Below are 18,049 nucleotides of genomic sequence, written 5' to 3'. Positions count from 1 at the left end.
CTAGCGATCGGACGAGAAGGTGAAGGCGGTCTGAAGGGTGAACATCACCCGATCGAGCAGAAAGCCGATAATGCCGATGGTCAGCACCGCCACCATGATCCGCGCCAGCGAGGAGGACGAACCGTTCTGGAACTCGTCCCAGACGAACTTGCCGAGCCCCGGATTCTGGGCCAGCATTTCCGCGGCAATCAGCACCATCCAGCCCACACCGAGCGAGAGACGCAGACCCGTAAAGATCAGCGGCAGCGCCGAGGGCAGCACCAGTTTGGTGACCGTCTTGGCGGTCGAAAGCCGAAGCACCTTGGAAACGTTGACGAGGTCCTTGTCGATCGACGCAACACCTAAGGTGGTGTTGATCAGTGTGGGCCACAGCGAACACAGCGTCACCGTCACCGCCGAGATCACCAGCGCCTTGGGGAAGGCTTCGGACGCATCGACGTAAACCGCCGATACGACCATGGTGACAATGGGCAGCCAGGCAAGCGGCGATACAGGTTTGAACAGTTGAACGATGGGGTTCAGCGCGCCGTTAAAGGGCTTTGAAAGACCCGAGGCGATGCCGAGCGGCACCGCGACGATCGTTGCGAAGGCAAAGCCCAGCCCCACGGTTTTCAGCGACGTGAATATCTGGTCGATGAAGGTCGGGCTGCCGGTATAGGCCCGGATGCGGACGTCGGCCTGGGGGTCTTCGGCCAGAAGCTCGGTATTGCGCTCTTCCTGCATCTGGTAGAACCTTGCCTCGCGCTCGCGTTCGGCCTGATGGTCCTGCAACAATCCGCCAGCCTGCTCCCATACCTGCACCGGCCCGGGAATCGCCCCCAACGACGTCTGGACCTGCGGGGCGAGCACCACCCAGCCGGCAACAAAGACCGTGAGGCCCATGAGCGGGAAAAGCAGGCTGTCGCGCAATTCGCCCATCTGCTGGCGCGGATCGTCGCCGGCCACGATGCGAAGCAAGGGGGTCAGCCAGCCAAAACCCAGAGCCGTCAGCCAGGCCGATGCCCGGTTGATGACCGCAAAGAGTTTCTCGCGGCGGCGAGCGCCACCTGGTGTTTCCGATGTGTCGGTTGCGATGCTCATTGTCGAAACATCCCTTGTTTTCTGGCGGGCAGCCGGGATCGCCCAGCCGCCCAAAGTGTGAGGTTTTCTGCTAGTTTGCGCCGGGCACGACGCTCGATCCTTCGACCCGGTCGCCGGACTTGAGGCCGATTTCGAGGGCCTCGAGATAGGCGTTGGGCTGGGTGCCGTCATAGGTAACGCCGTCGATGAACTCATCGGTCGGCGCCCTGTAACCGTCGGTATCCCAGGGGATGTCGGCCTCCGCGATCAGCCCTTCCTCGACAAGCAGGCGGGCCGCTTCGAGGTAGATGTCGGGGCGATAGACGGACTCGGCGATTTCGGCATACCAGTCGTCGGGCTTATCGTCGGCAATCTGTCCCCAGCGCCGCATCTGGGTGAGATACCAGATCGCGTCCGAATAGTAGGGATAGGTCGCGTAATAGCGGTAAAAGACGTTGAAATCGGGGATTTCGCGCACGTCGCCGCCTTCATATTCGAATGTGCCCGTCATCGAAGCCGCAATGACTTCAGCGTCCGCGCCGACATATTCGGAGCGCGAGAGAATTTCGACAGCTTCGGCACGGTTGGCGTTATCGTTCTCGTCGAGCCATTGGGCGGCGCGGATCAACGCCTTGGTGATGGCGATCGTCGTGTTGGGATTCTGCTCGGCAAATTCGGCAGTGATGCCGAACACCTTTTCAGGGTTGTTCTTCCAGATTTCGTAGTCGGTGATGACCGGTACGCCGATCTCCTTGAACACCGCGGCCTGGTTCCAGGGCTCGCCCACCGCATATCCGTCGATGGTGCCCGCTTCGAGCGTCGCGGGCATCTGCGGCGGTGGAGTGACCGAGAGATAGGCATCGGCCGAAATTGTGCCCGAGATGTCGTCGGGTGAATAATAGCCGGGATTGATGCCGCCGGCGGCGAGCCAGTAGCGCAATTCGTAATTGTGGGTGGAAACCGGAAACACCATGCCCATGTTGAAGGGACGGCCCGACAACTCATATTCCTCGATGACGGGCCCAAGTGCGGCAGCCGAAATCGGATGCACGGGCCGCCCATCGGCGTCCATTTCAAGGTGGGGTCTCATCAGCTCCCAGACCTGGTTGGAGACGGTGATGCCGTTGCCGTTCAGATCCATCGAAAACGGAGTTACAATGTGGGCAGGGGTTCCATAGCCGATGGTTGCGGCCAGCGGCTGGCCGGCAAGCATGTGCGCCCCGTCGAGATCGCCGGTGATGACGCCATCGAGCAGCACTTTCCAATTGGCCTGCGCCTCAAGGGTGACAAACAATCCTTCGTCCCAGAAATAGCCATTCTCATAGGCGACCGCGAGCGGTGCCATGTCGGTGAGCTTGATGAAGCCGAAAGTCAGCTCGTCTTTTTCAAGATCGAGCATTTCGGCCCTTGCCGCGCCAGCGCCCAGAGCGGTGGTGGCGAGCAGCACGAAAGCTGCGGTTGCGGCCTTGCCCCTGTTCCAGTTCATTGTCATCTCCGTCGGTTGCACCATTTGCCTGGCATGGACCAGCCGGCGCGCCGCAAAACGAAAAGCCGCCAACCGACGCGCACACCGAGAGCATTTGCCCGGTCACACGCACCAGTTGGCGGCTTTGCCATGTTCGCGGCGCCCGCCCTTGGACGCCAGGTCTGTTATGAGCCGTCTTGGGAGGAGCTCATTGCCAACGATGTTGCACAAAGCGTGCCAGTTGCGGGAAAAACAAGAAGATCGTTGAAAATCAGAATGTTAAGAAATCAGAGCGCTCGACGTCCCCTCCACGCCTCAACGTTGCGGGCGCCCAAGACTCGCGCAGAATGCACAATTTTTACGCTGGCAATCGCTACTGCCCATCGCAGTGGCAGCCCAAAGCCCGGTCACAGACCGGCTCAGAGAGCCTGGCGCGCGATATAGGCGTCAAGCGCGTCGAGGTCGAACTGGGTGCCGTCAAAAAACCCGTCCGGACCAAGCAGCAGGCTCCCGCCGAGCGCGCCGAGCGCCGTAGACTCGATCAACGCGCCTTCGACCTTGGCATTGGCCGAGGGAACCGCGATTCCCATCCCGGCCAGCGCCGCGCGATAAATGTCGGGACGGTATGTGCGGACTGCCTTCTCAGTATTTTCGGCAGTATGGCTGACCTGCCGCCAGCGCACCATTTGGGAATAGAACCACAATGCATGGCTGATCCAGGGGAAATTCGCCGCGCGCTCGAACGGGAGAAAAAAGTCCGGCACCTCGACAATGTCTTTGTCGCCGATATACAGCCGTCCCGTCAGGGCACGCATGAGCACGGTCGAGGAAATGGCCAACCGGTCCTCCCTGGACAGGGCCCGGGCCAGTGTATCGTGGTTGTCGGGGTCCCCGCACCACCGCGCGGCGCGGGTTATGGCCCTTATGACCGCCGCCATCTGTTCGGGAAACCGCTCGGCCCATTCACGGCGCACCCCGAGCACTTTCTCCGGGCTGGAGCGCCATATTGAGGATTTGATCGTCACGATGCGCCCCACCCCGCGCGCAACGGCGACCGAATTGAACGGCTCACCCACGCAATATCCATCGACGCGACCGGCACCCAGCGCATCGGGCAAGAAGGGTGGTGGCACGACGACGATTTCGATGTCGCGCGTCGTATCCACACCCGAAGCGGTCAACCAGTAGCGCAGTTCGTAATTGTGCCCGCTCTCGGGATGAACCACCCCGAAGCGCAGCGCGGGAAGACCTTTCTTGCGCCGGTCGGCAATCACCTGGGCGAGCGCCATTCCGCTGGCCCTTGCATCGACCCCCGAGACCGCCTCCTGCTCCTGCATGGCCCGCCAAAGCGGCAAGGATACCGTAACGGCATTGCCCCCGAGCCCCAGGGCCATGGGCGCAACGAGCGGCACATCAAGCGGCGTCAATCCCAGATTTACGCTCAGCGGCATGGGCGCAAGCATATGCGCCCCGTCGAAATGGCCCACGGCAACGCGGTCGCGGATATTGGCCCACGAGGTTTCGCGCACCAGGGTGAATTCGAGGCCCTCGGCCTCGGCAAAACCCTGTTCCTGGGCGGCGATCAACACCGCGCTGTCGAGCAGCGGCACATAACCCAGGGTAATCGGTGTCAGACCCATCTTGGTGTTCCCTGACTCATGGCTCGAGCAACCCTGCAGCCGTTATCAGGCTCTGAGCGATTTCGGCGATCTTGCGGTTCTGGTTCATCGCTGTCTTGCGCAACAGGGCATAGGCCTGTTCCTCGGACAGCCCGCGGGTGCGCATCAGAATGCCCTTGGCCTTTTCGACCGTCTTGCGGTCCTCGAGTTCGAACCGTGCGGCGGCGAGTTCTCCCCGCAACCGCGAAAAGGCGTTGAAGCGCGAAATGGCCATATCGAGGATCGGTTTGACCCGTTCCTTTTTCAGCCCGTCAACCACATAAGCGGAGACCCCGGCCTCCACGGCCGCCTCGATCGATCCGGGATCGGCCCTGTCGACGAACATGGCGATCGGCCGTTGCAGGACGCGCGAAAGAGCAAAGAAATGTTCGAGCATGTCACGGTTGGGATTTTCAAGATCGATGATGACCACGTCGGGCGCGATCTCGCCGATTCGGCTCGCGACCTCGTTGATTTCGGTGATGACGTGGACCGGGCCATGCCCGGCCTCCCGCAAGCCGTCCTCGATGATCGAGGCCCGGATGCGGTTGTCGTCAACCACCAGGATGGAAAGCGTAGGCACCATGGTCACGTTATGGCGATGATTCGATTGCGGAGCAATTGCGATAACGGCCGTAGAACGGGGTAATTTGCAGTCGCGCGCCATAAAGTCTATTGGATTGCGTTGCTCTGCGGTGGCAGCAAACGCCCGATCGCGCCACCATACGATCACCTATATCACAGCGGGCGGGTGCCTTTGCCGAACATGAACACGCAGTCAACTCGCTCTCACCCCGACATTTCGCTGCACCAGCTCAAGATTTTTGTCGCCGTCGCGCACGCGGCAACGCTGACCGAAGCCGCCAAGCAATTGGGAATCGCCCAGCCTTCATTGTCCCAACAGCTCTCGCGCCTGGAAACGCTTGTCGGCACGCGCCTGTTCAATCGCCGGCCGGGAGAAATGGAGCTGACCGAAGCCGGGCTGTACCTTTTGCCCAAGGCCGAACACGTCCTGCGCGGCATGCGCGACCTCGAAGACGGGCTGATCGAATATACGTCGGGCCGCCGCATGACGATAAGGCTGGCCGGGATCACCTCGGTGTTGCGCGTTCTCCTGCCGCCCGCGCTGAGGCGCCTGCAGGAGATTTTCCCCGATATCGATTTCGATATTCAGGACATGGCGCCGTCCGACATTCTCGAGCTGCTCTATGACCGCCGCATTGCGGTGGGGCTTCTGGCGGACAATTCACTGGCCGCCTCGGGCGGCGGTTTTGCCCAGATCCCCCTGCTCACCGATTCTCACGTGCTGGCCGTTCCCGGCCACCTCGATCTCTCCACAGTACAGAAGCCGGAACGCGATCTGCCTGCAGACCAGTTGGCCATTCTCAACCAGTCGATCCAGTTCGCATTCGGATCCCAACACACCAAACGTGTGCAGAACTGGTACGAACGCCTGTTCCCCGACCACACCATCGTCGCCCAGTGCCGCAGCTTTGAAGTGGCAGCCGAACTGGTCAGGGCTGGTGCCGGTGTCTGCCTGGTTCCCGCCCTCTCATTGCTGCATGGCGCCGAAACGCTCAAAGGCATTCGGCTCTATGCCGTCAACGCCACCGCGCGCCACATCATAGCGATCATTCCCACGCAATATCAGCACATCGAGCCCTATCGCACCTTCCTCAATACGCTCAAGGACGCAGCGCAAACCATCGTCCTGCCGGACGTTTTGCCCATTCCCCCGTTTCTCGATGGCGGCCCGCAGGCGCAGTTCTAGCCATAATTGTCCAGCTATGGGCTCCATAGATTGCGCGCAGCCCGCTCTCTTCGCAGCATGAACGATACGGCAATGACGCCGTGTTCAAACGAGGAGAAACCCTATGGCCTGGAACAAGCCCAAGCTCACTGAAATTCCCGTCAGCATGGAAATCAACATGTACGCTTGCGCAAAGCGCAAGTAACCGATTTGCCTGCCGCGGTCTCCCGCTATGACTAAAATCCTCATACTCGGTGCCGCGGCAGGCGGCGGCGTCCCGCAATGGAATTGCGGCTGCGACAATTGCCGTGATGCCCGTTCCGGCGTGCTCGATATCGGCGGCAATCAGGCATCGGTGGCCATCAGCTCCGATGGCGAACACTGGTTCCTGATCAACGCATCACCGGATTTGCGGCAACAGATCGCCAACACGCCCGCGCTCTGGCCCAAACCGGATTTGAAACGCCACTCGCCAATAGCCGGTGTCATCCTCACCAATGGCGAAATCGACGCAATCACCGGGCTTTTGACCCTGCGCGAAGGATCGCCCTTCACGCTCTATGCCCATGACCGGGTGCTTTCGATCCTCAGGGCCAATTCGATCTTCAATGCGCTGAAACCCGAAAACGTGGGCCGCAAAGCGATTTCGGTTGGCGAGACCTTTGCCCTTGCGCTCCCCGACGGTCAGCCGTCCGGGCTTGAGGTGCTTGCTTTCGCGGCACCGGGGAAAACCGCACTGTTTCTCGAAGACAGCGACGAAAACGCCGAAGGCGATACCCTCGGCCTTGTCGTAACCGACCAGTCGAGCGGCTCGCGCATGGTGTTTCTCGCGGCCTGCGCCGCCATAACCGACGACCTGCTTCGTCTGATCGATGGTGCCGATGCGGTATTCTTCGACGGCACGCTCTGGCGCGACGACGAAATGGTCGCCCAGGGCCTGAGCGCCAAAACCGGCCAGCGCATGGGCCACATTGCAATGAGCCAGGTCATACCGGCGCTCTCAGAAACGCCGATAGGCAAGAAATTTTTCCTGCACATCAACAATTCCAATCCGGCCCTGCGGCCGGATTCCGATGAGCGGAAAACCATGGAGGCGGCCGGGTGGTCCATACCCGCCGAAGGGACGGAGATTAGCTTATGAACCAGATAACCGCGCTTTCGGTCGCCCCGGACCTGGAACTGGATTCCCCCGACGCCCTCGAGGCCCAGCTTCGCCATATCGGCGCAACCCGCTACCACAATCTGCATCCGTTCCATGGCCTGCTGCATGGCGGCAAGCTCAACAAGGGACAGGTGCAGGCGTGGGCGCTCAACCGCTACTTCTACCAGAGCACCATTCCCTTAAAGGATGCAGTGGTCATTTCCCGGTTCCGCGACCGCGCCACCCGCATCGAATGGCGTCACCGCATTTCCGACCATGATGGCGACATTGGCAGCGAGGGCGGTATCGAGCGCTGGCTCAAACTGACGACCGGGTTGGGCCTCGATCCTGACTATGTTGAATCGACCGAGGGCATTTTGCCCGCTACCCGGTTCGCCGTTGAAGCCTATGTCCATTTCGTGCGCGACCGCACGCCGCTCGAAGCCATAGCCTCTTCGCTCACCGAGCTGTTCGCGCCCAACCTGCATCAGGAACGCATCGCCGGGATGCTCGAACATTACGATTTCATCTCCCCCGAGGTGATGACCTATTTCTCACGCCGGCTCGACCAGGCGACCCGCGATGCCGATTTCGCCCTCGACTACGTCAAAACCCATGCCCGCACCCCCCAGGAGCGGCGGCTGGTGTGCAACGCGCTGATCTTCAAGACCAACGTGCTCTGGGTGCAGCTCGATGCGCTCCATCACGCCTATGTCGGCGGCCACATCCCGCCCGGCGCCTTCGTTCCGGAGGCGACATGAGCCAGACAGCGCCGGCATCGCGCCGCCGCATGGTGGCAACACCGCAAAGCGCGCCGCGGCTCGCCCGTGGCGCCAAGCTGCGTCACGACGAAACGCGCGGGCGCTGGGTGCTTCTGGTGCCCGAAAGGGTGCTGGCGCCCGACGAGATCGCTGTTGAAATCCTGCAATTGTGCGATGGCGAGCACACCATCGCCCAGATGGGAGAAATACTGGCGCAAAAATACGCCGCGCCCGCCGACCAGATCACGGCAGACGTGATCGAAATGATCCAGGACCTGGCCAATTCCGGGTTCCTGATCGATGGAGGAGGAAAACCATGAGCCCGACCCTCGACCGGCACCATCCCCCGATCGAAACCGATCCCAATGACGGACTGGCCCTGCTCGAAGGCAGGGGCAAACCGATCACCGCCAAATACGGCATTCCGCTCGCCGTGCTGCTCGAATTGACACACAAATGCCCGCTGCAATGCCCCTATTGCTCCAACCCGGTCGAAATGGAGCGGGCCCGCAACGAATTGACCACCGAGGAATGGAAACGCGTCCTCGATGAGCTCGCCGAGATCGGCGTGCTGCAGGTCCATTTTTCCGGCGGCGAGCCGACGGCCCGCAAGGACATTGTCGAACTTGTTCAGCACGCCACCGACCGCGATCTTTATACCAATCTGATCACCTCGGCCGTGCTCCTCGATCGTGACAAGCTGGCCGCGTTGGCCGATGCGGGTCTGTCCCATATCCAGATCAGCTTTCAGGGCAGCGATGCGATCAAGGCCGACCGGGTTGCGGGCTTCCGCAACGCGCACGCAAAAAAGCATGAAGTGGCGCGCTGGGCGCGAGAGTTCGATCTGCCATTGACGGTCAACGCCGTCATGCACAGGCAGAACCTCGATCAGCTCGAAGACATCATCGCCATGGCGGTCGAAATGGACGCCGACCGCATCGAGGTCGCCAATGTCCAGTATTACGGCTGGGCGCTGAAAAACCGCGCCGCGCTGATGCCCACCATTGCCCAGATCGACCGCGCCACCGAAGTGGTGGAGGACGCGCGCGAGCGGCTCAAGGGCATTCTCGACATCGACTTCGTGATCCCCGACTATTATGCCGAGCGCCCCAAGAAATGCATGGGCGGATGGGGTCGTCAGTTCTTCAACATCACACCGTCCGGCAAGGTGCTGCCCTGCCACGCGGCCGAAACGATCACCGATCTGGATTTTCTTTCGGTGCGGTCGAACCATTCCATCGCCTGGATCTGGCAGAACTCTGACGCCTTCAACCGCTATCGCGGCACCGGATGGATGCCCGAACCCTGCCAGAGTTGTGCGTTCAAGGAGGTCGATTTCGGCGGCTGCCGCTGCCAGGCCTTCGCGCTGACCGGCAGCGCCGAGAACACCGATCCGGCCTGTGCCCTGTCTCCTCACCACAAGGAGATTTTCCGCACGGCGGAGACCGAAGCCGAGACCGGCACAACGCGGTTCATCTACCGCAATTTTGCCGGTGGAACGCTCGAAGCGGAGCCAGTGGATGGAAAATGAAACGGCGCTCGAGTCCGACCCGCATGCGCCGCTCACCACGCAAATGCTGCCGGTTGGCGAAGGGCACACGCTTTACGTCGAAACCGTCGGCAATCCCGATGGCGTCCCCGCGTTGTTCCTGCACGGCGGACCGGGCAGCGGATGCCAGCCCAGCCACCGCAAGCTTTTCGATCCCGCCCGATTTCATGCGGTGCTGTTCGACCAGCGCGGCGCCGGCCGCAGCACGCCACATGGCGAGCGGTCGGCCAACACCACCGACCGGCTGATCGCCGACATCGAAACGATCCGTACAACATTGGGAATAGAGCGCTGGCTCGTTGTCGGCGGCTCGTGGGGCGCTACGCTGGCACTTGCTTATGCGCAAACCCATGCAGGCCGCGTAACCGGCATCGTGCTCCGCGCCACGTTCCTTGGCACACGCCGTGAGCTCGACTGGGCGTTTTCGACGGCAATGTCTCAGTTCTATCCACGCCTTCAGGCCGATTTTTTGAACCTGCTCACGCCCTCCGAACGCGAAACCCCGCTTGAAGCCTATTGGCGCCGCATTCTCGATCCGGATCCCGAAATTCATCGCCCTGCCGCTTTCGCGTGGTATCAGGCTGAACGCATCCTGTCCCAGATCGCACCACCAGCCGATGGACTGGATTCCGCCCAGCTTCCGGCGCCCGGAGCGCGGTTCCCCGCCTCGCCCTATATGGAAGCCCACTACTTTTCCAATGCGTGCTTTCTTGAGCCCAACCAATTGCTTGCCAACGCCTCCAGGCTGGACGGCATTCCCGGTCACATCGTTCAAAGCCGGTATGATCTGTTGTGCCCGCCAGCCAACTCGCACGCGCTGGCGAACGCCTGGCAAGGATCATCGATACGCATGGTCGGGGCGGCCGGTCATGCCCAGGGAGAGCCGGGCGTGGAGGCAGCAATCCAAAGTGCCCTCTCGGACCTTCATACGACAGTCACCCTCGAGCGATAGACTCGCGCCGTCATCACGGCGATAAGATGCGCGTGGTTAACTCGAACACCGGGCGCATATGCAGAACCGAAATTATCCGACACTCGGCCAAGCCACCAGGATCTGGGCTCGGATTGGCCTATTGAGCTTTGGCGGCCCGGCCGGCCAGATCGCCATGATGCATCGCATCCTCGTCGAGGAGCAGAAATGGCTCGGCGAAAAGCGGTTTCTCCATGCCCTCAACTATTGCATGCTGTTGCCCGGGCCGGAGGCCCAGCAACTCGCCGTCTATATCGGCTGGCTGATGCACCGCACCGCTGGTGGCATCATCGCCGGTGTCCTCTTTGTCATACCTGGTATCGTCGCCATCATGGCGCTGAGCTGGATTTACGCCATCTGGGGCAATGTCGGGATTATCGAGGGCCTGTTCTTCGGGCTCAAGGCCGCAGTCCTTGCCATCGTTATCCAGGCGGTGATCCGCATTGGCGGTCGCGCGCTCAATAACGGCGCGATGATGGCTATCGCCGCCGGAGCGTTTATCGCGATTTTCGGCTTTGCCGTTCCCTTCCCAATCATAATTCTGGCAGCCGGTCTGATCGGGTTCCTGGGGGCTCGGGCCGGGTTGTCCGCTTTTGAGCCCAGGATCAGCCGCGGCGAGGTTGGCGCGACCCAGATCGCGGACGCCGATACGCTGCTCGGCGAGGAATCTCCGGCCCACACCCATGTCGATCCGGGTGGAGCGCTTCGCATTTCCATTGTCATTATCGCCCTCTGGCTGGTCCCGGTTGCGTTACTCTTTGCACTGTTGGGCCCCGATCACGTGTTCTCCCAGATCGCCGGCTTTTTCAGCGTCATGGCCATTGTCACCTTTGGCGGAGCTTACGCCGTTCTTGCCTATGTCGCCCAGGAAGCCGTGCAGAATTTCGGATGGCTGGCTCCGGGTGAAATGCTTGATGGGCTCGGCATGGCCGAAACGACGCCGGGCCCGCTGATCATGGTCACCCAGTTCGTAGGCTTCATGGGCGCCTTTCGCGCGCCCGGAACACTGCCGCCCCTGCTGGCGGGAACACTGGGTGGATTGTTGACGACCTGGGTTACCTTCGCACCTTGCTTTCTCTGGATATTCCTTGGTGCGCCCTTTATCGAGCGCTTGCGGGACAACACGGTCCTGACGGCGGCCCTGAGTGCCATCACCGCTGCCGTTGTCGGCGTGATCCTCAATCTGGCCGTCTGGTTCGGAATGCACGTCCTGTTTTCGGACGTTGTGGAGTTTTCCGCATTGGGCCTGCAGCTCGACATCCCCGTACTCGCATCGATAGATTGGCTCTCCGCTCTCCTCATCGTCGCGGCGATGGCCGCAATTTTCCGATTCGGGCTCGGGCCGGTCACCGTTCTGGCGGGCTGCGCTGCGGCCGGAATTGTTTTCAATCTGACCGGATTTTTGGCCTAGCGATCATCGCCGACCACGAAAGCCGACTTGACGCTGCATCCATATATCGATATTTCTCGATACATGGATACAGAAAACGCCCTCTCTGCCTTTGATGCACTTTCACAGCCCACGCGCCTGGCAATATTTCGTCGGCTGGTGACAGTCGGCCCAAGGGGCCTGCCGGCAGGCGAAATTGCAGACGCTGTCGCCGGGAAGCAAAATACCATCTCAACGCATCTCGCCGCGCTGGCACGTTCGGGACTGATTGTCTCCCAACGCGAGGGCAGGACCATTCGCTATAGCGCCAATTTCAAGGCCGCCGGCGATCTCGTGGCCTTTCTGCTCGAAGATTGCTGCGGGGGACGTCCCGAAGTGTGCGCGCCGCTGGTCAACAATCTCGCCTGCCTGCAACAAACCGCCACGGAGCCCTGTTGTGACTGACACCCCCTACTCTGTCCTGTTCCTGTGTACAGGCAATTCCGCGCGCTCGATCATCGCCGAAGCCACATGTCAATCGGGCAACCGGATCTCGCTGCCGCTCAGTCTACCCATCGCGAGCCTTGACCGCATGGCACTCAAGTCGAAACTCGACGCAATCGGCCAAACCCGGGATTGATCCTTATGACATTGGACACAACCGCGCCCGCCCCTGTGGGCGGCATCGGCTTTTTCGAAAAGTGGCTCTCGGTATGGGTCGCCGGCTGCATTGTCGCCGGTGTTGCGTTGGGCAATCTTGTTCCAGAGCTGTTTGCCGCGCTGGCCGGGCTGGAATATGCCTCGGTCAATTTTGTCGTGGCAGTGCTTATCTGGGCCATGGTCTATCCGATGATGGTCGCCGTCGATTTTACCGCCATCGGCCAGGTCGGACGCCAGCCCAAGGGACTCGTGCTCACCCTCGTGGTCAACTGGCTGGTCAAGCCGTTTTCCATGGCGTTTCTGGCAGTACTGTTTTTCAACATCCTGTTTGCGCCGCTCATCGACCCCGCCGATGCCCAGCAATATATCGCCGGCCTGATCTTGCTGGGCGCTGCGCCCTGCACCGCCATGGTGTTCGTCTGGTCGCAGCTGACCAGGGGCGATCCCAATTACACTCTGGTCCAGGTATCGGTGAACGACGCCATCATGGTCGTCGCTTTCGCCCCCATCGTCGCGGTGCTGCTCGGGCTTACCGAAATCACCGTTCCCTGGGAGACCCTGCTGCTTTCGGTGGGACTTTATGTCGTGCTGCCGCTCATTGCCGGCGCCATCACCCGCCAGCTTCTGCTGAAAGGCCACGCCAACGATACACGCCGCATCGATGCCTTCAATTCCCGCATCAAACCCGCTTCGGTGATCGGGCTTCTGGCGACTGTCGTCCTTCTGTTCGGGTTCCAGGGCCAAACGATCATCGCCAATCCGCTGGTGATCGTTCTGATCGCAATACCGCTGCTGATCCAGTCATACGGCATTTTTGCCATCACCTATTGGGCAGCCTGGAAGTGGAAGGTTCCCTTCAATATCGCCGCCCCCTGCGCTCTGATCGGGACGTCGAACTTTTTCGAGCTTGCGGTTGCCGTCGCCATTTCGCTTTTCGGTCTCAATTCAGGAGCCGCGCTCGCCACCGTAGTCGGCGTGCTGGTGGAAGTGCCCGTCATGCTCTCTCTGGTCGCCATCGCCAACCGCACCCGCCACCGCTTTACGGAGGTCTGAAATGGCCGTCACCATCTATCACAATCGAGATTGCGGCACCTCGCGCAACACGCTTGCCATGATCCGCCAGTCGGGCGAAGAGCCCGAAATCATCGAATATCTCAAATCCCCGCCGAGCCGCGAGACGCTGATCGATCTCATCGCCCGCTCGGGCCTTTCGGTGCGCGATGCGATGCGGAAAAAAGAGGCGCCATACACCGAACTCGATCTCGATGACCCCACACTCGCCGATGACAAATTGATCGACGCCATGCTGGCGCACCCCATCCTCATCAATCGCCCGTTCGTGGTGACCGAAAAGGGCGTGCGCCAATGCCGCCCGTCCGAACTGGTCCTTGAAATCCTGCCCAATCCCGATATCGGGCCCTTCACCAAGGAAGACGGAGAAATCGTCATCGACGAAAATGGAAAGCGCGTTGTCTGAGATCGATAGCTTCCCCGCTTTCGCCGAAGAGCAATTTCAGCCCATTGACGAGACGACGCTGCTTTCTCCGCATCACAAACAGCTCGCCCCGCGCATTCTGCTGCGCGAGCGTTCCTATTCGCGTGTCGCGATATTGGAGGCCGCCCGCATCCTGCGCCACTTCGGCCCGCCGGTGACCCGGCGGACCGGATCGCCTATTGGGCCAGCGGCTCGAACCGGCGCCCGCTGATGTGTGAGATCACCGTATAGGCCATGACGCCCAGCGCATAATAGGATGAGGCCGAAGCTTCCTCGCGCGGCATGATGATCATCTGGTTCTCGCGGCAGGCATGCAGGAAGTCACAGAAATCGGGCAGGACCTGTTCGAGGTGACCCACGGCGTCTTCCGGCGTTTCCAGCGTATCGGTGCGATAGGTCACGAACAGGAAATCGGCATCGAGCTCGGGCAACGCTTCAGCACTCATGCGAGCAAACTCGCCCTCGGGTATTGCATCCACCCGCTCGGGAAATGAAAATCCCGCGTCGCGCAATACCCGTCCAAGGCCGCCATAAGTGTGCCAGGACAGGACTTCCCCTTCGACACCCTGAATGACGTTCACCGAGATCGACCCCGTATCGACCAGGCGCTTGATCTGTTCGATCTGGCTGTCATAGCGGCCCTCGAGGATAGCCAGCGTATCGGTCGTGCCGGTGATTTCGGCGAGCGCTTTATACATGCCGAAATCGCCGCGCACCGTATCGTCGAGCACGATGGTCGGCGCAATGGCTTCAAGCTGTTCCACCGGAGCGGACTGCCACGGCGTTGTGATGATCAGGTCCGGCTCGGACGCGGCGACAGCTTCGATATCGACCGGCAGATTGCCCACGAATGCGATGTCGGAATTGTCGAAATCGACGCCGGTCAACACCTTGGACGAACGGATGAACCCCTCGCCCGCTTCCGTGGTGCGACCATGGCTGGCCACGGGATAAACGCCCAGTTCGATCAGCGGAATGGTGATCGACAGATCCTGCAGCGAAGCGATGCGCTGCGGATCGACCGGGATTTCGACTGTCCTGCCCGCATCGTCTGCAAAGCTGCGCGTTTCCTGCGCGAACGCCGACGCGGTCAGCACGATCGCGCCAACTACAATAAATGACCTCAAAAGGCTCATGATTGGTCCCCCGGTTTGGTCATTACTGTTCGAGTGGCGTGAAATCGCGGCCCACGACATGGGAGGCGACGATTTGAGTGAGCGCCGTCAGTGAATCATAGGTCGCCGACGAGGCGACCTCGCGCGGGACGTAAACGATCTGGCCGTTGCGGCAGGCATGCATCACATCGCACCAACCCGGCAAAACCTCATCGAGCGCCGCGCGCGCCATGGCCGGCGTCTCGCCCCGTTCCACCGCATAAGTGACGAAGATGAAATCGGCATCGAACTCGGGGTAGGATTCACCCGAAAAGATCTGGCGTTCATTGCCCTCGATGGCATCGATGGCGGCGGGGAATACGAAACCAGCGTCGCGCAACACCTTGCCCAGCGAGCCATATGTGTTCCAGACCTGCAATTCGCCGCCATTGGCCTGAATAACGCTGACCTTTATTCCCGCCGGGTCGGTCAGGCCGTTGATCATGTCGAGCTGGGCCTGATAGCGGGCCTCGAGCTTGTCGAGCACGTCGGCTCTGCCGGTCACATCGGCAACGGTGCGATAGACGTCGAAATCGTCCATCGTGGAGATCGGAAACACATAGGTCGGCGCGATGGAGCGGAGCTGGCCGACATCGGCGGTCTGCCAATCGGTGGTCAGGATAAGATCGGGCTCAAGCGCAGCCACGGCTTCGACATCGGCGGGCAGGTTTCCGACAAATTCGATTGCGGAATTGTCGAAATCATAGCCGGTGATCAACTTGCCTGAGCGGATATTTGGCGCGGCATTCTCCGTGGTGCGGCCATGGCTGCCAACAGGAACGATACCCAGTTCGAGCAACGTCACTGTAAGCGATGTATCGTGCAACGCCACCACCCGCTGGGGATCGGCTGGCACGGTGACCTCGGTGCCGGTGCCATCGACAATCGTTTCGGCATCTTGCGCTAGCGCGGGAGCGGAAACGACAAGTGCCACTGTCAGGGCGATCAGAGGTTTAGATGTCATCGGTAGGAATCTCGCTTTGATCTTCGGTTTTAAGGATTGGCAGGTGAGGGCTACCGGAGGACCTCAGGACGCTTTGGACAACTCATCCAGGCACCATCGGATTTCGTGACTGCCGCCGCCCTCGGCGACCACGCCGCAATTGCCTTGGATGTGAAAGGTTCTTGCGCGCAGCCGGATCGAAAGCCGATCGGCACCCAAAGCGGCTGCAAAGACGAGTTCGTCTCCATCCTTGGCCACTTCAGGAAGTCCGTTATGGGACAATTGAACATGTGATGCCGGCGCGTCATTGTCGGCGGCCCATTTGAGGGCTGCGAGTTCCGCAACCTGGATAGGTTCGGGCTCGTCGGATCGCCCCTTGTAGGCAGGCAGGAATATCTGGCCGCGAGAAAGCGCTTCGATGAAGGCCGGAGCCTGACCGGCCGTCATGCGGCCATACCGCTGGCGATGGGGCAAAACGACCAGGGAAGCCGCGAACCGGCAGCCACCGATATGGGTCGCCTGCACGATATGGAATTTTGCCGGATCGGCGATTGCGACCAGCGCCTTGTAGGTTGAAAAGCCATAACGCGCACAACAGGCATCGCGCCGCGAATCCGTACAAACGATGATGGTGATGCGCGGATCATGAGCCCCGGCGAAGACCTTGCCGTCGGCGTAGTCGTTTATGGCGTCAATCAGCGCCGCCTCGCTTTCGAAATCGGCGTAAACCTGTTCGGGCTGCGCCATGAGCTGAGGCAGGCCGTCGCTCTCCCCGACCCGATCGACGAGTGCAACATGCAGCCCCTTTTGCGCGGCGGCGTGAATGGAGCCGGCGAGCGCTTCGCTCATATCTGCCGACTCCCATCTTGGGGTCCGCCATTTGCCGCGCGGCCAGGCGAGCAGCAGCACCCGCTGGGGCGCATTGCCAGTGCCCTCGTGCGGTTCACCCCTCTCAAGGCAGAGATCGCGGCAAAAGACGTGCTTGGTCATTATTGTGCGTTACCCTCGAATGGAGTGAAGGGCCGCCCCGCCATATGCGCTTCGACCATTTCGAGCGCCAGATCGAGCGATGCCATGGCCGACCCAAAGCTCGGTCCGGGCAGAAGGATGAATTGGCCATTCTGACAGGCCGTGAGCGCCTGACACCAACCTGGCGCAAATTTTTCATAAGCGGCACGGATGGTTTGCGGCGTTGCGTCAGGCTGCTGGCGATAGAAGCCGAAAACAAAATCGGCATCGAGGTCCTGGATGAGTTCGGCGCTGTAGCTGATCTGGGGCTCTTCGAACGCTTCCACGGCGGCGGGGCGGGAAATCCCCAAATCCGTGAGAACCTGACTGATAGCCCCAAGCCCGCTTTTGTAAACCCAGAGTTCTTCGCCCTCGGGAAACATAAAGGTCAGCGTTGCCGAAATCGCCGACGGGTCGCCCAGGAAAGATTTGAGCCGCTCGACATTGCCCAGGTACCGCGCGTAGCGGGCTTCAAAAGCCCGGCCCGTGCCGCTGACATCGGCGAGCGTGCGCAGCGTGCCGACCAGTCCCAGTTCCCCATTGTTGATAACGAGCGTCGGCGCGACCGCCTGGAGCTGTTCAATTACGGCGGCATCATTGTAGACCCCGCCGACAATCAGATCGGGTTCGAGCGCGGCAATGGCCTCGACGTCCAGATCGTTGAACAGCCCGACGAACTCGATATCGGTATTGGCAAAATCGATCCCCAAAGTGTCCATGCCGCCGCGAAGGAAGGCATTGCCATCGGCGTCAAGACGCCCGGCGCTGCCCGCCACCGGCGCACCCATTTCATAGAGCGGCAAGGTCAGAATCTGATCGTTGAGGGCAACGATACGCTGGGGCTGGACCGGAATGGTGAACGTCCCGTTCTCGGCGGTGAATTCGCGGGTTTCCTGGGCATGCGCTCCAGCCGTTCCGGCCCACAATGTCGCGGCAATAGCCACGGACTTCAGGAATGCGGTCAAGGATTTCATGATTCTAAAACTCTACGCAGGATTGAATGAATTGGGTCAGCGGAAAGTCCTGCGCGAGCGCGAAGGACATCGGGAATGATAAAATGCCGGCGA

General features: G+C 60.8%; 20 protein-coding genes and 1 pseudogene. 13 read left to right on the top strand and 8 right to left on the bottom strand.

Features of this window, described 5'->3' with window-relative positions:
* The 4 genes from ACP148_RS03335 to ACP148_RS03320 all read right to left on the bottom strand — a co-directional run bounded on the left by ACP148_RS03335 (position 1) and on the right by ACP148_RS03320 (position 4,768).
* On the bottom strand, positions 1-1,080 hold the full coding sequence (locus ACP148_RS03335; RefSeq protein WP_421951180.1) for an ABC transporter permease: 1,080 nt from the start codon (positions 1,078-1,080) through the stop codon (positions 1-3).
* Between the two features lie 70 nt (positions 1,081-1,150).
* Positions 1,151-2,551 (bottom strand): CmpA/NrtA family ABC transporter substrate-binding protein, encoded by a 1,401-nt coding sequence (locus ACP148_RS03330; RefSeq protein WP_421951510.1) that lies wholly within the window; start codon positions 2,549-2,551, stop codon positions 1,151-1,153.
* 392 nt (positions 2,552-2,943) lie between these two features.
* Positions 2,944-4,164, bottom strand: coding sequence for a CmpA/NrtA family ABC transporter substrate-binding protein (locus tag ACP148_RS03325; protein WP_421951179.1), 1,221 nt, complete (start codon positions 4,162-4,164; stop codon positions 2,944-2,946).
* Positions 4,165-4,180: 16 nt separating this feature from the next.
* Positions 4,181-4,768, bottom strand: a complete 588-nt coding sequence (locus ACP148_RS03320) for an ANTAR domain-containing response regulator (RefSeq protein WP_421951509.1) — start codon at positions 4,766-4,768, stop codon at positions 4,181-4,183.
* Between the two features lie 180 nt (positions 4,769-4,948).
* Between ACP148_RS03320 and ACP148_RS03315 the strand changes: the two genes are divergently transcribed.
* The 13 genes and pseudogenes from ACP148_RS03315 to ACP148_RS03255 form a co-directional block, all read left to right on the top strand.
* Positions 4,949-5,953 (top strand): LysR family transcriptional regulator, encoded by a 1,005-nt coding sequence (locus tag ACP148_RS03315; RefSeq protein WP_421951178.1) that lies wholly within the window; start codon positions 4,949-4,951, stop codon positions 5,951-5,953.
* Between the two features lie 103 nt (positions 5,954-6,056).
* Entirely contained in the window at positions 6,057-6,137 is an 81-nt protein-coding gene (gene pqqA / locus ACP148_RS03310; protein ID WP_041528725.1) for a pyrroloquinoline quinone precursor peptide PqqA, read from the top strand.
* 27 nt (positions 6,138-6,164) lie between these two features.
* Entirely contained in the window at positions 6,165-7,073 is a 909-nt protein-coding gene (gene pqqB / locus ACP148_RS03305) for a pyrroloquinoline quinone biosynthesis protein PqqB (RefSeq protein WP_421951177.1), read from the top strand.
* On the top strand, positions 7,070-7,834 hold the full coding sequence (gene pqqC, locus ACP148_RS03300) for a pyrroloquinoline-quinone synthase PqqC (RefSeq protein WP_421951176.1): 765 nt from the start codon (positions 7,070-7,072) through the stop codon (positions 7,832-7,834). The genes pqqB and pqqC overlap by 4 nt, the downstream gene beginning before the upstream one ends.
* Positions 7,831-8,154 (top strand): pyrroloquinoline quinone biosynthesis peptide chaperone PqqD, encoded by a 324-nt coding sequence (pqqD, locus tag ACP148_RS03295; protein ID WP_421951175.1) that lies wholly within the window; start codon positions 7,831-7,833, stop codon positions 8,152-8,154. Before pqqC ends, pqqD begins: the two co-directional genes overlap by 4 nt.
* Complete coding sequence (gene pqqE, locus ACP148_RS03290) at positions 8,151-9,365, top strand: pyrroloquinoline quinone biosynthesis protein PqqE (RefSeq protein WP_421951174.1); 1,215 nt, start codon at positions 8,151-8,153, stop codon at positions 9,363-9,365. Before pqqD ends, pqqE begins: the two co-directional genes overlap by 4 nt.
* Entirely contained in the window at positions 9,355-10,335 is a 981-nt protein-coding gene (gene pip, locus ACP148_RS03285; protein ID WP_421951173.1) for a prolyl aminopeptidase, read from the top strand. The genes pqqE and pip overlap by 11 nt, the downstream gene beginning before the upstream one ends.
* Positions 10,336-10,393: 58 nt before the next feature.
* A complete protein-coding gene (chrA, locus tag ACP148_RS03280) occupies positions 10,394-11,764 on the top strand; it encodes a chromate efflux transporter (protein WP_421951172.1) in 1,371 nt (456 codons plus the stop codon).
* A gap of 27 nt (positions 11,765-11,791) precedes the next feature.
* The gene (locus tag ACP148_RS03275; protein ID WP_421951171.1) at positions 11,792-12,187 is read left to right on the top strand and encodes an ArsR/SmtB family transcription factor; all 396 of its coding nucleotides are present in this window, start codon (positions 11,792-11,794) and stop codon (positions 12,185-12,187) included.
* Positions 12,180-12,362 carry a hypothetical protein gene (locus ACP148_RS03270; protein WP_421951170.1) on the top strand — a complete coding sequence of 61 codons (183 nt, stop codon included), beginning with the start codon at positions 12,180-12,182 and terminating at the stop codon, positions 12,360-12,362. Before ACP148_RS03275 ends, ACP148_RS03270 begins: the two co-directional genes overlap by 8 nt.
* A 5-nt stretch (positions 12,363-12,367) precedes the next feature.
* Positions 12,368-13,435: an ACR3 family arsenite efflux transporter gene (gene arsB, locus ACP148_RS03265; protein WP_421951169.1), complete on the top strand. Its 1,068-nt coding sequence runs from the start codon at positions 12,368-12,370 to the stop codon at positions 13,433-13,435.
* A 1-nt stretch (position 13,436) separates the two neighbouring features.
* The gene (arsC, locus tag ACP148_RS03260; protein ID WP_421951168.1) at positions 13,437-13,859 is read left to right on the top strand and encodes an arsenate reductase (glutaredoxin); all 423 of its coding nucleotides are present in this window, start codon (positions 13,437-13,439) and stop codon (positions 13,857-13,859) included.
* Positions 13,852-14,034, top strand: a pseudogene (locus ACP148_RS03255) (arsenical resistance protein ArsH); the annotation flags it as partial. The gene arsC and the pseudogene ACP148_RS03255, both read left to right, overlap by 8 nt.
* 19 nt (positions 14,035-14,053) lie before the next feature.
* Here the strand turns inward: ACP148_RS03255 and ACP148_RS03250 are convergent.
* The 4 genes from ACP148_RS03250 to ACP148_RS03235 form a co-directional block, all read right to left on the bottom strand.
* On the bottom strand, positions 14,054-15,013 hold the full coding sequence (locus ACP148_RS03250; RefSeq protein ID WP_421951167.1) for an ABC transporter substrate-binding protein: 960 nt from the start codon (positions 15,011-15,013) through the stop codon (positions 14,054-14,056).
* A 22-nt stretch (positions 15,014-15,035) separates the two neighbouring features.
* Positions 15,036-15,995 (bottom strand): ABC transporter substrate-binding protein, encoded by a 960-nt coding sequence (locus ACP148_RS03245; RefSeq protein WP_421951166.1) that lies wholly within the window; start codon positions 15,993-15,995, stop codon positions 15,036-15,038.
* Between the two features lie 63 nt (positions 15,996-16,058).
* Entirely contained in the window at positions 16,059-16,964 is a 906-nt protein-coding gene (locus ACP148_RS03240) for a sucrase ferredoxin (RefSeq protein ID WP_421951165.1), read from the bottom strand.
* Positions 16,964-17,956 carry an ABC transporter substrate-binding protein gene (locus ACP148_RS03235; RefSeq protein ID WP_421951164.1) on the bottom strand — a complete coding sequence of 331 codons (993 nt, stop codon included), beginning with the start codon at positions 17,954-17,956 and terminating at the stop codon, positions 16,964-16,966. Before ACP148_RS03235 ends, ACP148_RS03240 begins: the two co-directional genes overlap by 1 nt.
* Between the last annotated feature and the right edge of the window lie 93 nt (positions 17,957-18,049).

The sequence above is a fragment of the Pelagibacterium sp. genome (genome assembly GCF_965249125.1).
GTDB lineage: Bacteria > Pseudomonadota > Alphaproteobacteria > Rhizobiales > Devosiaceae > Pelagibacterium.
Note: the sequence above shows the minus strand (reverse complement) of the source record. Positions and strands in the feature narration are given on the sequence as shown.